This window comes from Devosia sp. ZW T5_3, assembly GCF_044987315.1.
Lineage (GTDB): Bacteria > Pseudomonadota > Alphaproteobacteria > Rhizobiales > Devosiaceae > Devosia.
The window spans coordinates 77,501-93,388 of sequence record NZ_JBJDRE010000019.1; the positions used below are offsets into that span (position 1 = coordinate 77,501).

The 15,888-nt window shown below is 62.3% G+C and carries 14 protein-coding genes (1 of these 14 running past the window's edge); 5 read left to right on the top strand and 9 right to left on the bottom strand.

Annotated features, from left to right (window positions below; all coding sequences use genetic code 11):
- Positions 1 to 1,173 carry the 3' portion of a M23 family metallopeptidase gene (locus ACI3KW_RS20195; protein ID WP_162740024.1) on the top strand. 819 nt of this gene lie to the left of the window's left edge, so the window shows 1,173 of its 1,992 coding nt (coding positions 820-1,992); its start codon lies off the left edge, out of view; its stop codon occupies positions 1,171 to 1,173.
- Here the strand turns inward: ACI3KW_RS20195 and ACI3KW_RS20200 are convergent.
- The 5 genes from ACI3KW_RS20200 to ACI3KW_RS20220 all read right to left on the bottom strand — a co-directional run bounded on the left by ACI3KW_RS20200 (position 1,170) and on the right by ACI3KW_RS20220 (position 7,277).
- Entirely contained in the window at positions 1,170 to 2,654 is a 1,485-nt protein-coding gene (locus ACI3KW_RS20200) for an MFS transporter (protein WP_404849574.1), read from the bottom strand. The genes ACI3KW_RS20195 and ACI3KW_RS20200 overlap by 4 nt on opposite strands.
- Positions 2,655 to 2,684: 30 nt before the next feature.
- The gene (locus ACI3KW_RS20205; RefSeq protein ID WP_404849575.1) at positions 2,685 to 3,023 is read right to left on the bottom strand and encodes a VOC family protein; all 339 of its coding nucleotides are present in this window, start codon (positions 3,021 to 3,023) and stop codon (positions 2,685 to 2,687) included.
- 105 nt (positions 3,024 to 3,128) lie between these two features.
- On the bottom strand, positions 3,129 to 5,735 hold the full coding sequence (clpB, locus tag ACI3KW_RS20210) for an ATP-dependent chaperone ClpB (protein ID WP_113119820.1): 2,607 nt from the start codon (positions 5,733 to 5,735) through the stop codon (positions 3,129 to 3,131).
- A gap of 275 nt (positions 5,736 to 6,010) precedes the next feature.
- Positions 6,011 to 6,400, bottom strand: coding sequence for an ABZJ_00895 family protein (locus ACI3KW_RS20215; RefSeq protein WP_404849576.1), 390 nt, complete (start codon positions 6,398 to 6,400; stop codon positions 6,011 to 6,013).
- Positions 6,401 to 6,527: 127 nt separating this feature from the next.
- The gene (locus ACI3KW_RS20220; RefSeq protein WP_404849577.1) at positions 6,528 to 7,277 is read right to left on the bottom strand and encodes a DUF4167 domain-containing protein; all 750 of its coding nucleotides are present in this window, start codon (positions 7,275 to 7,277) and stop codon (positions 6,528 to 6,530) included.
- Positions 7,278 to 7,397: 120 nt separating this feature from the next.
- On the opposite strand from ACI3KW_RS20220, the gene ACI3KW_RS20225 reads away from it, so the two are divergent.
- Positions 7,398 to 7,544: a hypothetical protein gene (locus ACI3KW_RS20225; RefSeq protein WP_404849578.1), complete on the top strand. Its 147-nt coding sequence runs from the start codon at positions 7,398 to 7,400 to the stop codon at positions 7,542 to 7,544.
- 79 nt (positions 7,545 to 7,623) lie between these two features.
- Here the strand turns inward: ACI3KW_RS20225 and prmC are convergent, their stop codons facing one another.
- From prmC to ACI3KW_RS20245, 4 genes are all read right to left on the bottom strand, one after another.
- Positions 7,624 to 8,544, bottom strand: coding sequence for a peptide chain release factor N(5)-glutamine methyltransferase (gene prmC / locus ACI3KW_RS20230; RefSeq protein ID WP_404849587.1), 921 nt, complete (start codon positions 8,542 to 8,544; stop codon positions 7,624 to 7,626).
- Positions 8,478 to 9,554, bottom strand: coding sequence for a peptide chain release factor 1 (prfA, locus tag ACI3KW_RS20235; protein WP_262171394.1), 1,077 nt, complete (start codon positions 9,552 to 9,554; stop codon positions 8,478 to 8,480). The genes prmC and prfA overlap by 67 nt, the downstream gene beginning before the upstream one ends.
- Before the next feature lie 182 nt (positions 9,555 to 9,736).
- On the bottom strand, positions 9,737 to 12,007 hold the full coding sequence (ptsP, locus tag ACI3KW_RS20240; RefSeq protein WP_404849579.1) for a phosphoenolpyruvate--protein phosphotransferase: 2,271 nt from the start codon (positions 12,005 to 12,007) through the stop codon (positions 9,737 to 9,739).
- Positions 12,008 to 12,075: 68 nt separating this feature from the next.
- Positions 12,076 to 13,341, bottom strand: coding sequence for an aspartate kinase (locus ACI3KW_RS20245; protein WP_404849580.1), 1,266 nt, complete (start codon positions 13,339 to 13,341; stop codon positions 12,076 to 12,078).
- A 168-nt stretch (positions 13,342 to 13,509) separates the two neighbouring features.
- On the opposite strand from ACI3KW_RS20245, the gene ubiG reads away from it, so the two are divergent.
- The 3 genes from ubiG to ACI3KW_RS20260 all read left to right on the top strand — a co-directional run bounded on the left by ubiG (position 13,510) and on the right by ACI3KW_RS20260 (position 15,499).
- Positions 13,510 to 14,247: a bifunctional 2-polyprenyl-6-hydroxyphenol methylase/3-demethylubiquinol 3-O-methyltransferase UbiG gene (gene ubiG / locus ACI3KW_RS20250; RefSeq protein WP_404849581.1), complete on the top strand. Its 738-nt coding sequence runs from the start codon at positions 13,510 to 13,512 to the stop codon at positions 14,245 to 14,247.
- Between the two features lie 29 nt (positions 14,248 to 14,276).
- Complete coding sequence (locus ACI3KW_RS20255; RefSeq protein WP_404849582.1) at positions 14,277 to 14,717, top strand: hypothetical protein; 441 nt, start codon at positions 14,277 to 14,279, stop codon at positions 14,715 to 14,717.
- A 185-nt stretch (positions 14,718 to 14,902) separates the two neighbouring features.
- Positions 14,903 to 15,499: a hypothetical protein gene (locus ACI3KW_RS20260; protein WP_404849583.1), complete on the top strand. Its 597-nt coding sequence runs from the start codon at positions 14,903 to 14,905 to the stop codon at positions 15,497 to 15,499.
- Positions 15,500 to 15,888 lie beyond the last annotated feature (389 nt).

The window sequence follows — 15,888 nt, forward strand, 5'->3', positions numbered from 1 at the left end:
ACGCTGGGCCGTACCGAGCGCTTCCTAACCATCCGCGAAGTGGGCCCGCTGTCGGATACCCTGGCCAAGAACGGCTTTACCGCCAATCAGATCGCCATGGTCGAGAACACGCTGAAAAACCTCATTCCGGCGACCGGCCTGCCGGCGGGCATTCGGCTGCGCATTCTCTATGGGCCGCTCAATTCCAGTTCGACCAGCCTGGTACCCTATCGCATGAGCATCTACCGGCCCGATGGCGCGACGGGCGACCCGCATATCGCCACCGTCGCGCTGACCGATACCGGCCAATATGTGGTGGGGCTGGCGCCCGACTTCGTGGCATTCCCCAAGGAAGATGCCGAGCAGATCAACGTTTCCAACCTGCCCTCGATCTATCGCTCGATCTGGGAGACCGGCCGCAAGCACGATCTGGACGATGACACGATCGAGCGGATCATCGGCATGTTTGCCTATGATGTGGATATGAACAAACGCATCACCGCTGGCGATTCCATCGAGCTGCTGGAATCGGCGCCCGATGCGAGCGGGCGCAAGCAGCTGCTTTATGTCGGGCTGACCCTAGGCTCGACGACGCGCCAGCTTTATCGCTTCGGCACCGATGACGGCATGGTGGATTTCTACGATCCCGATGGCGAGACGGGCAAGCGCTTCCTCACCCGCCGGCCGCTCGAAGGCGGCGGCACGCTGCGCTCGCGCTTCGGTTATCGCATCCATCCCATTTTCCATACGCGCAAGCTGCATACCGGCGTCGATCTGGCCGCGCCCTCGGGCACGCCGATCTATGCCTCGGGCGACGGCACCATCCAATTGGCGGGCTGGCAATCGGGCTATGGCAACAAGATCGAGATCAAGCACGTCAATGGCTATGAAACCGCCTATGGCCACATGTCGCGCTTTGCCGATGGCATGAAGCCGGGCGTGCGGGTGCGGCAGGGCCAGGTGATCGGCTATGTCGGCTCGACCGGCCAATCGACGGGGCCGCATCTGCATTTTGAAATGCATATCAACGGCAATCTGGTCGATCCGCTCAGCGTCAAGCTGCCCAAGGAAAATTCCCTGGCCCAGCGCTATGATGGCAAGTTCAAGGAAACCGTGGCCCAGATCAACGATCTGATGGCACGCGATCCTGCGCCGGTCACGGTGGCGCATGCGGATACTGCCGCGGTCCGCTAGGCTCGGGCCGGCAGGCTTTTGCGCTCCAGCGTCAGCCAGGCGATCACTGCTGACAGCAGGCTCAATCCGGCGGTGACATAGGCGATGGCGGCAAAGGCGGCGTCGGTTGCGGCAAGGCGCATGGTTTCCTCGGTTTCGGTCAGCCCGCTGGCGGGCAGGCCGAAGAAGATCGGCAATTCGGCGGCGCTGCCCAATGCGCGCTCGAACACCGAAGCCACCACCAAGCCCAGCAGCGCCACGGCCATCAGCCCGGCCACGCGGGCTACGGCATTGTTGACGCCCGAGGCGACGCCGGTATCGTGATCGGCCACCGAGGTCATGACCGCTGTCGACAGCGGCGAGACGACCAGCCCCATCCCGAGCCCCAGGAGAGCGACACAGGGCAGCACGGCAAACCACACATTATGCAGCGGCGTGGTGATGCCCAGCAAGAAGAAGGCCGCGGCGACGATCAGCGAACCCAAGGCAATCAATGGCGCCGGGCCGAATGTATCGGCCCATTTGCCGCTGAATGAAGAGAGCACCGTCAGCAATACGCCCATGGGCAGTAGGGCCAGGGACACATTGGCCGGGGTGACGCCCCAGCCGCCAATCATGGTCATGGGCAGAAAGAACATGGCGCCGCCCAGGGCAAAATAGAGTGCGAAGGTCAGCCCATTCGCCCCGGAGAACGCCCGATTGGCAAAGAGCCGCAATGGCAGCATGGGGGATGCGGTACGCGCCTCCCAGAGAAGAAAGATCACGCCGAGGACCAGCCCGCCGCCAACAAAACCTGCCATATGCAGCAGGCCCGGCGTGCTCTCGCTGCCGTCGCCGGTGAGGCCATAGGCAATCAGCATCAAAGCCAGCGTAGCCAGGGCTGCGCCAATGACATCGAGCCGCCGCCCAGCCTCGGGCTGATCTGCGCTGACCTTGAACCACAGGAGCGCCAAGGCAATCGCGCCCAGCGGCAGATTGATGGCAAAGACCAGCCGCCAGCTCCAATCCCCGAAGGCGGTCAAAACGAAGCCGCCAATGATCGGACCGGCAATGGAGGTGAGCGAGGATGCAGCCGCCCAAATGCCGATGGCTTTGCCGCGTTCCTCGCGCGGATAGGCCTTGGCGATGATGGCGAGGCTGCCCGGCACCATGAAGGCGGCGCCGGCGCCCTGCACTGCACGGGCTATGACCAGAACCGCAGGGCTGGGCGCCAACGCGCAGACCATGGAGGCCAGGACGAACGCCACAATGCCCCAGCCGAAAGTGGTGCGCAGCCCGAACCGGTCGCCGGCGGCGCCACCCAACAGGATCAGCGCCGACAGGAACAGCAGATAGCCATTGCTGATCCACTGCGCATCGGCGAGCGTGGCGCCCAGGTCGGCGCGAATGGCCGGGATGGCGATCGAAATCACCGAGCCATCGATAAAGCCCATGCTCGAGGCCAGGATTGCCGCGATCAGCACGAAGTGCCGGCTTTGCGGCGCGGCAATATCCTGGCTCATTGGAGGTCCCTCAACCCTTAGGTGAACAGCCTATTCCCGCGCGACCCACACCGCTAGCTCATTTCCGCCCGGCTCGCGAAAGTGAAAGCGCCTTCCGCCGGGAAAGTCGAACTGCGCCCGCGTGATGACGCCGCCCGCCTTGATCACCCGCTGCTCCGCTGCATCGAGATCATCAGTCCGCACAATGGCCATGGTCGCGGCGACCTTGCCACTGGCCTGATCGACGCCGCCATCAATGCCGGCATCGTTCAGCCCATCATAATCGGGACCATAGCTGGTCATGCCCCAACCAAAGGCCGCCTGGAAAAACGCACTGGTCTGCCCCCGATTGGTTGAGGGGAACTCGATATAATCGATCTTGTCACGCATTTTACACTCCTCATTGTTCTGCATTTGTTCTTGCACGTGGAATGCCGTCGCGCAAGAGCCCACACAGCAAATGGGCCGGTCTTTCGACCGGCCCATCGCGTCTGATCAGGCAGCGGCATCGGCCGTGGCCGGTCCGCCCGGCAGCAGCACGATGCCATCATCATTGGCATCGACCACCACATTGGAGCCGTCGCTGACCCGGCCACCCAGGATTTCCTCGGCTAGACCATCCTGCACCGAACGTTGGATCACCCGCTTGAGCGGACGCGCACCGTAGGCTGGATCATAGCCTTCATGCGCCAGCCATTCACGAGCCCGCGGCGTCAATTCGAGATTGATGTCGCGATCCCGAAGCAGCTGCTGCAGCCGGCCGAACTGGATATCGACAATGGAGCCCATATGTTCGCGGCCCAGCCGGTGGAACAGTAGGATCTCGTCGATCCGGTTGAGGAATTCGGGCCGGAACGCCGCTTTGACCATGTCGAGCACCTTGCCGCGCACCAGTTCCACCGATTCCCCGTCCTTGAGGTCGACCAGATATTCGGCCCCCAGATTGGAGGTAAGGATGATCACCGTATTGCGGAAATCCACCGTGCGGCCCTGCCCGTCGGTGAGACGACCGTCATCGAGCACTTGCAAGAGAACATTGAACACGTCCGGATGCGCCTTCTCGATCTCGTCGAACAGCACGACCTGATACGGCCGTCGCCGCACGGCTTCGGTCAACACACCGCCTTCGTCATAGCCGACATAGCCCGGAGGCGCGCCGATCAGGCGGGCCACAGAATGCTTTTCCATGAACTCGCTCATGTCGAGCCGCACCATGGCGGTTTCGTCATCGAACAGGAATTGCGCCAGCGATTTGGTCAGCTCGGTCTTGCCGACACCGGTTGGTCCCAGGAACATGAACGAGCCGATCGGCCGGTTCGGATCCTGCAGGCCCGCCCGCGAACGGCGCACGGCCCGAGCCACGGCGGCCACCGCTTCGGCCTGCCCGATAACGCGGGCGCCCAGCGACGTCTCCATATGCAGCAGCTTTTCGCGCTCGCCTTCCAGCATCCGGTCCACCGGAATGCCGGTCCAGCGGGACACGACCTGCGCAATATCGCTTGGTGTCACCACTTCTGCCGCCATCAGCGGATCGTTGCCATTGGCTTCGTCAGCGCTTTTGATCTTCTTTTCGAGCTCTGGAATAACGCCATAGGCCAGCTCCCCGGCCTTGCCGAGGTCGCCGCGCCGCTGGGCGATTTCGAGCTGGCTGCGCGCCGCGTCGAGTTCTTCCTTGAGCTTCTGGCTGCCCTGCAGGCGATCCTTTTCCGCCAGCCACTTGGCCGACAGCGTCTGGGCCTGCTCTTCGAGCCCACCCAATTCGCCTTCGAGCCGTTCGAGCCGGATGCGCGAGCCGTCATCGTCTTCCTTGCGCAAGGCCTCGCGCTCGATCTTGAGCTGCATGATGCGGCGATCGAGTTCGTCCAGCGCCTCGGGCTTGGAATCGACCGCCATGCGCAACCGCGCCGCCGCCTCGTCCATCAAATCGATGGCCTTGTCGGGCAGGAAACGGTCGGTGATGTAGCGATTGCTCAAGGTCGCCGCGCTCACCAGGGCCGAGTCGGAAATCCGGATGCCGTGATGCAGCTCATACTTTTCCTTGAGCCCGCGCAGGATCGAGATGGTGTCTTCCACCGTCGGTTCGTCGACAAAGACCGGCTGGAACCGCCGGGCCAGCGCCGCGTCCTTCTCGATATATTTGCGATATTCATCCAGCGTCGTCGCGCCCACGCAATGCAGCTCACCCCGCGCCAAAGCGGGCTTGAGCAGATTGGAGGCGTCCATCGCCCCATCCGACTTGCCGGCCCCCACCAGGGTATGCATTTCGTCGATGAACAGAATGATCTGCCCATCCGAGGACGTGACTTCGCTCAGCACGCCCTTGAGGCGTTCCTCGAACTCACCACGATATTTCGCGCCGGCAATGAGCGATCCCATGTCGAGCGATAGCAGCGACTTGTTTTTGAGACTCTCCGGCACATCGCCATTGACGATGCGGATGGCCAGACCCTCGGCAATCGCCGTCTTGCCCACGCCGGGTTCGCCGATCAGCACCGGATTGTTCTTGGTGCGGCGGCTCAGCACCTGAATGGTGCGGCGGATTTCCTCGTCGCGGCCAATCACCGGGTCGAGCTTGCCCTCGCGCACATCCTGAGTCAGGTCGCGCGCATATTTCTTGAGCGCATCATAGCTGTTCTCGGCCGATGCCGAATCCGCGGTGCGGCCCTTGCGGATCGCCTCGATAGCCGTGTTCAGCCCCTGCGGCGTCACGCCGGCCGAGCTCAGGATTTTGCCCGCATCGGTGTCTTTTTCAACCACCAAAGCCAGCAACAGCCGCTCGACGGTGACATAGCTGTCGCCCGCCTTCTGCGCCGCGCTTTCGGCGGTGTCGAACACGCGCGCAATTTCGCGGCTCAGATACAACTGGCTACCGTCGCCCGATACGGATGGAATTTTCGCCAGGGCCGCCTCGACGGCCGCCCGCGCTGCCTTGGGGTCGCCCCCGGCGCGCTCGATCAGCCCATTGGCCATGCCCTGATCGTCGTCAAGCAGTACCTTGAGCAGATGCAGCGGCGCAAATTGCTGATGCCCCTTGCCCAGTGCAATGGTCTGCGCGCTCTGGATAAAGCCGCGCGCCCGCTCGGTGTATTTTTCGATATTCATGCAACTCTCCTGATCTCGCCCGCGGCCCGGCCCATCAAAGGCACCGAACCCACGGCGGAAGCGTCGTCTGATGAAACGCCCGGACCGGAAGAATGGCAGCAAAAGTGGTTTTCACTTTTGCGCTTCGCCATTCGACCAGCTTCAATATCGGCGCTGTTTCATCATGACAGATATATGGGGAGGCCTTTGCAAACGAAAAGGCCGGACATTGCTGCCCGGCCTTGGAAATTCGCATTGCCCGCTCATCGGCCATCAGCCCGGAAGCACGCGTGTCTCTAGACCGCCCGCTTCTGCACCTTTTGCTGTCGGAGCTTTGCGCCCCAGGAGAATGCAAAGCGTAGCGCGACGAAACTGATCGCGGTGAGAACAGCAAATGCGATCCAGAAGAAGGAAGACGACAGCATTTGCGCGTACGCACCAGCAGAGGCAATCAATGACAGCATGCCCAACAGAACGTTTGACACCGTAAACAGTCCAGCCATGCGCCATGAAAAGGCGGCGCTGGGCAGTGACCCGGTGCGACGATAGAAAACGTCGCCGGGAACTGCAGCCGCGAAAATCCCTGCCACTGTATTGCCCGTGCCAAGACCGATGCCAATGAACGCGTCCAGCAGGATTGCGAATACAAAAATACCGATCGTCACCAGCACATACCAGCCAACCAATCTGGCCTGCAGTCCAATACTCTCGCTCAGTTCCAGCTCCTGAATTTACGTTGCAGCGACGGCTTGGCACACGGGGTACTAAAAAGGCCGGACATTGCTGTCCGGCCTTTGAAATTGTCGCTGCGGATTATTCCGCTGCGGTTGCGGTCTTGCCGCCGGTGAGGAAGGCGGGCAATTCGCCGACATCGGGCTGCGGTGCGCCAGCCGGATCGCCGGCATCGCCACCCGCCGGACGGCGGCGGCGTGGACGGCGCGGCTTGCGGGCTTCGCCCTCGGCCTGCTGTTCGGCTGATGCCTCATTGTCGCTCTCGGCAACCGGCTCGGCCGCCACCGCGGCGATCTGCGGCTGTTCCTGCTGCTCGGCGGGACGCTCCTGACGGGGACGTTCCTGACGCGGCCGCTCCTGGCGGTCACGACGCTGGCGATCGCCACGATCATTGTTGCGCTCGCCCTGCTGCTGCTGTTGCGGCTGCTCGGCGCGATCACCCTCGCTTTGCTCGTCGCCGTCACCCTGCTGGCTTGGCTGCTGGATGGGCTGGGGCGACGCGAAGCGCGAGTTCATCTCGGGCATATCGTCGTCGAAATCATCGTCCTGGCTCTGCCCATCCGGCCGCTGGCCACTCTGGGCCTGCTGGGCGGCGGTGACGATGCGGAAATAATGTTCGGCATGCTGGAGATAGTTCTCCGCCATCACCGAGTCGCCGCTCGATTGCGCATCGCGGGCGAGCTGGAGATATTTCTCCGCAATGTGAGCAGCGTTACCGCGGACTTTTACGTCCGGACCATTGCTCTCGAAATTGCGGGACAACGGGTTGACGTGCTTGCGTCCACCGTTCCGGCTACGCTGCCGGTTCTTGTTCTGATTATTGGGTCTCATCTGGTCGCTTTATCTAACTCTAGAAAAATAAGCGTCACACGTCTGGCGGACCGGCATCTGCCTGGTCTGGCCACTCCCTGGCCAAGCTCGCGCTCGAAACATGGGGTTCTATCTGGCTTCATGAAGACCGACACCATCGTGCAGCGTCGCCATATGATCCTGATCTATCCTGCGTCGCTCCAGCCTCTGCCGGAACCGCGCTGCACCTTGCAGCCTCAGGAAATGATCGGGTGGCGTGTCGCCGTGGCGCCCATGATGCGCCGTTGACAGCAAGGGCAAGCTATATTGTTCGGCCGGTCTTTGCCAGCATTAATTGCGCGGCGCACTTTATCGCCTGACTGGCCGTCTAAACATGGTGTGCACGGACCACCCGGTCAAGGCCATTAAGGTCTTTGTGAAGCGTGACATCGGTAAATCCGGCGGCCTCGAACAGGCCGGTGACGGCCTCGCCTTGGTCATAGCCGATCTCGACCAGCACACGCCCGCCCCGCTTGAGCCGTTTGCCAGCCTCCTGGGCAATCACCCGGTAAGGCGCCAGCCCATCGGGCCCGCCATCCAGCGCCAGTCGGGGATCGAAGCTTTTAACCTCGTCGGCCAGGGTCTCGATCACCGCGGAATTGATATAGGGCGGATTGGAGACGATCAGGTCGAAGGTCTCTCCCCTGGAGGCGAGAGCCTCAAACCAGCTCCCCTGCAGAAACACCAGCCGTTCGGCCACGCCATGCCGCCCAGCATTGCCCCGCGCGGCGACCAATGCCTCCGCGCTCAGATCCGTCGCCACGCCAGTTGCGTCGGCGCGATTGACCAGCACTGCGATGGGAATGCATCCCGTGCCGGTTCCCAGATCGAGCAGCTGCCCGCCCTGGGGCAGGGCCTCCAGCGCCATTTCCACCAGCAATTCGGTTTCCGGCCGCGGCTCGAGCGTCGCGCCATTGAGCGCAAAGGCCAGGCCGTAAAATTCCCGCTCGCCGATGATCCGCGCCACGGACTCGCCGCTCAGGCGTCGCTGCATCAATTCGGCGATCCGCTCGGCCGCCCCGGCTTCGACCGGCTCATTTTCGCGCAGCGCCATGTCGAGCGCCGTCAGCCCCAGCCCGTGGCCGGCCAGCAACTTGGCGTCGAGCGCCGGGGAAGCAAAACCCTGCCGGTCCAAGGCATCGCGCCAACCGCGCCATAGCGCCCCGATCGTGGGTGTGGCGGTCAGTTGGACTGCTCCATCGCCGCCAATTGTTCGGCCTGGCTTTCGGTGATCAGCGCTTCGATCAATTCGTCCAGCGCTTCACCAGCAATCACCTTGTCGAGCTTATAGAGTGTCAGGTTGATGCGGTGATCGGTGACCCGGCCTTGCGGGAAATTATAGGTGCGGATGCGCTCGGAACGATCGCCCGACCCCACCTGCCCCTTGCGCTCGGCCGAGCGGGCACTGTCGCGTTCCTCGCGCTGCATTTCATAGAGCCGCGATCGCAGCACCAGCATGGCTTGCGCGCGGTTCTGGTGCTGGCTTTTCATCGCCGAGGTGACGACAAGGCCCGAGGGAATATGGGTAATACGCACTGCCGAATCGGTGGTGTTGACGTGCTGCCCGCCCGCGCCCGAGGCCCGCATCGTATCGATGCGGATATCCTCATTGCGGATTTCGATATCGATATCTTCCACTTCCGGCAGCACCGCCACGGTGGCCGCCGAGGTGTGGATACGGCCCGAGCCCTCCGTTGCCGGCACGCGCTGCACACGATGCACGCCCGATTCAAACTTCATCCGCGCATAGACGCCCTTGCCCGAGACATTGGCGATGATTTCCTTAAAGCCCCCCATTTCGCCGGGGCTTTCTTCCATCACGGAAACCTTCCAGCCGTGATTGGCGGCATAGCGCTCATACATGCGGAAGAGATCGCCTGCGAACAAAGCCGCCTCATCGCCACCCGTGCCGCCACGGATTTCGAGAATGATCGACTTCTCATCCGCTTCGTCCTTGGGCAGCAGCAGAATGCGCACGGCCTGGAACAAAGCCTCGATCTTTTCGTCGAGCTCTTCAATCTCCGCCTGGGCCATTTCGGCCAGGTCCTTGTCGCCGCTCTTGAGCAGCTCCTCGGCCTCGGCCCGATCCTTCAGGGCCTTGTTATAGGCCCGGATTTCGCCGACGATCGGGGCGAGTTCGGCATGTTCCTTGGAAAATTTGACGAATTCATCCGGCCCGGCCCCACCCGACAATGCCGCCTCGACATACTGAAACCGCGTCTCGAGCGCGTCGAGCTTGTCCTGGGGAAGAGATGCCATCGATAGGGTCTTTCAAGTCTGCGAGCGTCACGCTTTAGGGGCAACGCCGCCGGATCGCAAGGGTTTGGCAGCATTGTGCCGCGACCTCGTCCTTCCACAGGCTCAGGATGAGGTCTGTTCAAAAACCGCGCGACCAGTAGACCTCATGGTGAGCTTGTCGAACCACGAGGTCGTGGCAGGTCTCACGCCACAGGGAGATTTTGTTTGTCGATCCATTCTTGCAGCAGCTGCCGGATCGTCGCCCCGTCGGCCCCTTCGCTCAATGCCGCGCCCACCGATTGCTGGATCGGCTTGAGATCGAGATTGAGCACCATTTCCTTGATCGGCCCGATCGAGGCCGGCCCCATGGAGAGCCGCGTCATGCCGATCGCCATCAGCGCCAGCGCTTCCAGCGGCTTGCCGGCCAACTCGCCGCACATGGTGATGGGAATATTGTAGCGCTTGGCCGCCTCTACAACCATGCGGATGGCCCGCAGCCGGGGCAATGCAATGGGGTCGTAATTCTTGGACACGCGCGGATTGGCCCGGTCCGACGCGGTCAGGAACTGCACCAGATCATTGGAACCAATCGAGACGAAATCGGCCTCGGGCAACAATTGATCGAGTTCGAACAGCAATGATGGCACTTCCACCATGGCGCCCAGTTCCAGCCGTGACGGCGTCGGCTTGCCGGCCCGCCGCAGCCGCTCGATTTCCTTTTGCACCACCATGCGGGTCTGCAGGAATTCAAACGTCTCGGTGACCATGGGCACCAGGATCTTGAGCGGCCGCCCATTGGCCGCCATCAGCAGCGCGCGGATTTGCGTGCGCAACAGGCCCGGCCGATCCAGCCCCAGCCGGATCGAACGGTAGCCCATGGCCGGGTTTTCCTCCTGCGCCGAGCGCAGATAGGGCAGCACCTTGTCGCCGCCGATATCGAGCAGGCGGAACACCACCGGCCGGTCCCCGGCAATGGCCATCGCCTCGGCATAAAGCTCCATCTGCTCGGGCAGGCGTGGCAGGCGCGAGGCAATCATGAACTGCAATTCGGTGCGGAACAGCCCCACGCCCGAAGCGCCGGTATCGTCCAGCATGGGCAGATCGGCCACCAGCCCCGAATTGTGCAGCAGCGTGATTTCCACGCCATCCTTGGTGATGGAGGGCTTGTCCTTGAGCGCGGCATAATGCGCCCGGCGCCGGGCCGAAACCCGCACCTTGTCGACATAGGCCTGCTCGATATCGGGCGTCGGCCGCAAATGCACGATGCCGGCCGTGCCATCGATGATGATCTCGTCGCCGGTCTCGCACATCGAGACGATCGACTGCGCCTGTCCGACAGCCACCAGCCCCAGCGACCGCGCGACAATGGCCACGTGAGCCGTTGCGCCGCCTTCTTCGAGCACGACGCCGCGCAGCTTGGTGCGGTCATATTCGAGCAGTTCGGCCGGCCCCATATTGCGGGCGACCAGAATCGCGTTCTCGGGCAATTCCTTGCGCCCCAGCGCATGGCCATCCCCGGTCAGCACCCGCAGCAGGCGATTGGCCAGATCGTCCAGATCGTGCAGCCGGTCGCGAATATAGGGATCGGTCTGGCGCAGCATGCGCGCACGCGTATCGTTCTGCACCCGCTCGACGGCGGCTTCCGCCGAAAGCCCGTTATCGATCGCCTCGGTCAGCCGGTGCACCCAGCCCCGGTCATTGGCGAACATGCGATAGGTTTCCAGAATCTCCCGGTGATCCGAGCTGGGCTGCATGTCGCCATGGTCGAGCATGGCGTCGATCGAGACGCGCATCTTTTCCAGCGCCGATTCGAGCCGGATTTTTTCCTGCTCGGTATCCTCGGCGATGAAATTGGTCACGACGACTCGCGGGTCGTGCAGAACCACGGTGCCCAGGGCAATGCCGTCGGTGAAGCTGACGCCGGTATACATGCGGGGACGCCTGAGATCGATATCGGAGCCCGGCTTGATCAGATTGTCGAAGTCGGAAGTGGCGATCATCTCGGCCAGGATTGTGGCCGTAGTCAGCATCGCCTCGGTTTCGTCCTCGCCATATTTGCGCCGCTCGACATTCTGCACGACGAGCACGCCCAGCGTCTGCCCGGCACGCAGCACCGGCACGCCGAGGAAGGCGAAATAGCGGTCTTCCCCGGTTTCCGGGCGATAGGCAAAGGCGGGATGAGACGGCGCATCGTCCAGCGACAGCGGCTCGGCTTCGGCCGCGATCAGCCCGACCAGCCCTTCGCCCAGCCGGAGCGTCGTCATATGGACGGATTCTTTGGCAAGGCCCTTGGTGGCGAACAGTTCCAGCGCGCCGTCATCGCGCAGCACATAGAACGAGCACACATCGGCGCGCATATTTTCGGCGATCAGCGAGACAATTTTGTCCAGCCGCTCCTGGCTTGCCAGGGGCTCCGCCATCGTTTCGCGCAATTGCCGCAGCAGCACCCTCGGGCCGCCTATGGACGTAACCATGCCTTATTGGCGGCCCGCAAAAGCCACCCCCCTGCTTAAAGGAGCGGCCGAGATCCCCTCAACTGATCTCAGGCGTCCTTCTTGTCCAAACCGTAATAGGTGTGCAACGCGCGAACCGCAAGCTCAGCATATTGCTCATCAATCAGCACCGAGGTCTTGATTTCCGAAGTGGTGATCAGCTGTATGTTGATGCCCTTGTCGGCCAAAGCCTTGAACATCGAGGATGCAACGCCCGCATGGCTACGCATGCCCACGCCCACGACCGAGACCTTTGCCCCGCCCTTTGAGCCGGAAATCCGCGCATATTCGATGCGATCGCCCGCATCTTTCAGCGTCTTGATCGCCTTGTCATACTCGCTGTCGGGCACGGTGAAGGTGATGTCGGTGGTCGCCCCATCATCGGCAATGTTCTGCACGATCATGTCAACGATAATGCCCTGATCTGCCAGCGTGCCGAAAATGGCGGCGGCGACACCGGGATTGTCCTTGACGTCGCGCAGGGTGATCTTGGCCTCTGCCTTGGCGAGCGTCACGCCCGAAACGATCTGCTTTTCCATGATCTCTTCCTCATCGCATACCAGCGTGCCGGGAACGCCCGGGCTCCCGTCCGGCGCCAGCTGTGGCGCGTCCGGGTCATCAAAGCTTGACCGCACCAGGAGACGCACCTTATGCGCCATTGCCATTTCAACCGAGCGGATCATCAGCACCTTGGCGCCGAGTGAAGCCATTTCCAGCATTTCCTCAAAGGAAATCTTGGTCAGCCGCTGCGCCTTGGGCACGATGCGCGGGTCGGTCGTGTAAACACCGTCCACATCCGTATAGATATCGCAACGATCCGCCTTGATCGCCGCCGCCACGGCCACCGCCGAGGTGTCCGAACCGCCCCGGCCCAAAGTCGTCACGCGGCCATGGGGGGAAATGCCCTGGAACCCGGTGATCACCGGCACCCAGCCATCCCCAAGGCGCTTGTTGAGTTCGGTCGGATCGATCTCGGTGATCCGCGCCGCGCCATGCGCGTCATCGGTATGGATCGGCACCTGCCAGCCGGCAAAAGAGCGCGACTGAATACCCATCTCGCTCAGCACGATGGCCATCAGGCCCGCAGTCACCTGCTCGCCCGAAGCCACGACCGCGTCATATTCACGCGCATCGTGCAGCGGGCTGGCTTCATTGACCCAGCCGACCAGTTCATTGGTCTTGCCCGACATGGCCGAGACGACGACCGCCACCTCGTTGCCGGCCTCGACTTCGCGCTTCACATGGCGCGCGGCCTGGCGAATACGTTCGACAGTGGCCACTGACGTGCCACCGAACTTGACGACTATGCGGGCCAAGACCCCTACCCCGTTCCTCCGGCAGAACCCGCCGGTACGCTCTGAATTCGCGCCGGGACATACGACAAAGCCGGGGCGCGATCAACAGCGATCGCTCACCTGCGACCCCACGCGCCTTGCCTGCCTCACCTCGAACGGGGCATATGGAGAACCAAACGGAGCCGCCCCATGACCCAGACCACGATCAACGACGCCGAGATCGCCAAGTTTACCGCGATGGCCGAGGAATGGTGGGACCCCAAGGGCAAGTTCAAGCCGCTGCACAAATTCAGCCCCGTGCGCCTGGCCTATATCCGCGATCATCTGCTGACCCGTTTCGGTCGCGATGGCGGCGCCATGCGCCCGTTCGAGGGCCTGACCATTCTCGATGTCGGATGCGGCGGTGGCCTGCTCTGCGAGCCCCTGGCCCGGCTGGGCGCGACGGTCACCGGCATTGATGCGGCCGAGCGCAATATCACTATTGCCCGGCTCCATGCAGAGCAGTCTGGCCTCGATATCGACTATCAAACGACCACCAGCGAAGCCCTCGCCGCCAAGGGCAAAAAATATGACATGGTGCTCAATATGGAAGTGGTCGAGCATGTCGATAACGTGCCGCTTTATATGAAAAGCTGCGCCGATCTGGTCAAGCCCGGCGGCCTCATGCTGACCGCCACCCTCAACCGCACCGCCCGCGCGTATGCGCTGGCCATCATCGGCGCCGAGCGCGTGCTGCGCTGGCTGCCGGTGGGCACCCATGACTGGAACAAATTCCTCACCCCCGACGAGATCAAGGCGCTGCTGACCCGCAATGGGCTCAAGGTCACGGGGGAAACCGGGGTGGTCTATCACCCGCTGGCCGATGAATGGCGCGCCTCGCGCGACATGGGCGTCAATTATATGATCATGGCCGAGCGGCCTTTGTGACACCTGACTCGCTCATCCGAGGAGATTTCATGCGCATTCTTGCTGCCATTCTGCTGCTGGCCTTTGCCGCGAGCCCTGCCCTCGCCCAAACCGACGACGATGTCTTTGCCGCCCTTGAAGGCGTCTATGGCATCGAAGCGGCAGGCAATTTCGACGCCTATTTCACCACCCTCACCACCGCCTTTGCCGAAGGCGATAGCCAGGCGCTGGCCGATATGGGCAGCTATCCTTTCGAGGTCGCCGCCAATGGGGAGCTCTACGACATTTTCACGCCGCAGGATTTCACCGGTAATTTCGATGCCCTGCTGCTGCCTGAAACCATCGATGCCATCGCCAATCAGGATTATGCCGATCTGATCGTCACCGATGAAGGCGTAGGCTTTGCCAATGGCGCCTTGTGGCTTGCCAATGTCTGCTCTGACGACAGCTGCAGCACCAGCGACTGGCTGATCACCCGCATCAATAACTGACGCGCAGGACAGTGTTGCACAAAGTCCGCTTCCCCGCGGCCGCTTGCGGCTATACTGCGGTTCAATCCATTTCCGCCCCACACTAGACACATTTTTTTAATGTGGTGCGGCCACCTTGGCATGCTGGCGCAAGCTGTTGCCCGCGCACAGCCTGCCCTGTCGTCACCCAGTCTGGAATTTCCGTCGTGTTGAAGATCGCCCTGCCTCTAGCCTGCGCTCTGCTGGCAAGCATTGTTCCTGTGGCTCAAGCCCAGGAAGCGAACGACTCCGTCGAACGCAACGTCTTCGTCATGGGCGGACCGTTTTCGGAGGGCTATTTCGGGGATACGCTGGCCTTCTGGAACGTCAACTATGAGAGCAATTTCTTCGTTGGCATGGGCTATCAGCAATTCTTCCACCAGGTCCCACAGGGTCTCAAATTCGGTGTCGAAGCCGGTTTCGGCGCCCGCCTGGGCGATAAAAGCTCGGCCGAGGCATGGGCCGGCGCCGTGATCCGCTATGATGGCTGGCAATTGGGCGATTTCCGCATCGCCACATCGATCACGGGGGGCTTCTCCGTAGTGACCGACCTGATCGGCGCCGAAGCGACCCGCGCCGAGCAGAATGGCGAGGATGGTGCGCCCTTCCTTTATTATCTCGGCCCCGAAATCGCCATTTCCCACGCCGCGGCGCCCAATTGGGAAGTGCTCGGCCGCGTCCAGCACCGCTCCGGCGGTTTCAGCACCATCGCCAATCTAGACGGCTCCAACGCCGCCACCCTGGGCCTGCGCTACAAGTTCTAGTTTTTTGACGCTGCCATCAGCACCATCGCCTCCCTCCGGCTTGAGGGGGAGTGTTCGTTCGGGACTCGTACCACCCACAATGTCATTCCGGCGCAGGCCGGAATCCATGCTGCGCGCTCTCCCCACACTGGACACGGCCTTCCTGCCCCCCCTGTGGCTCCCTCCACCCCACAATGTCATTCCCGCGAAAGCGGGAACCTCTGTTTTCTCGGGTCGGCACGGGATCTCGTTGCCTCTTCCCAACGCTACCCCCACCGTCATTGCCCGGCTCGTCCGGGCAATCCATGCTGCCGCTGATGCCCAGACATGGATCACCCGGACAAGCCGGGTGATGACGATAATTGGGGGGAACAGCGGCCCCCAACAAACTTATCCCCCACCCCAAAATC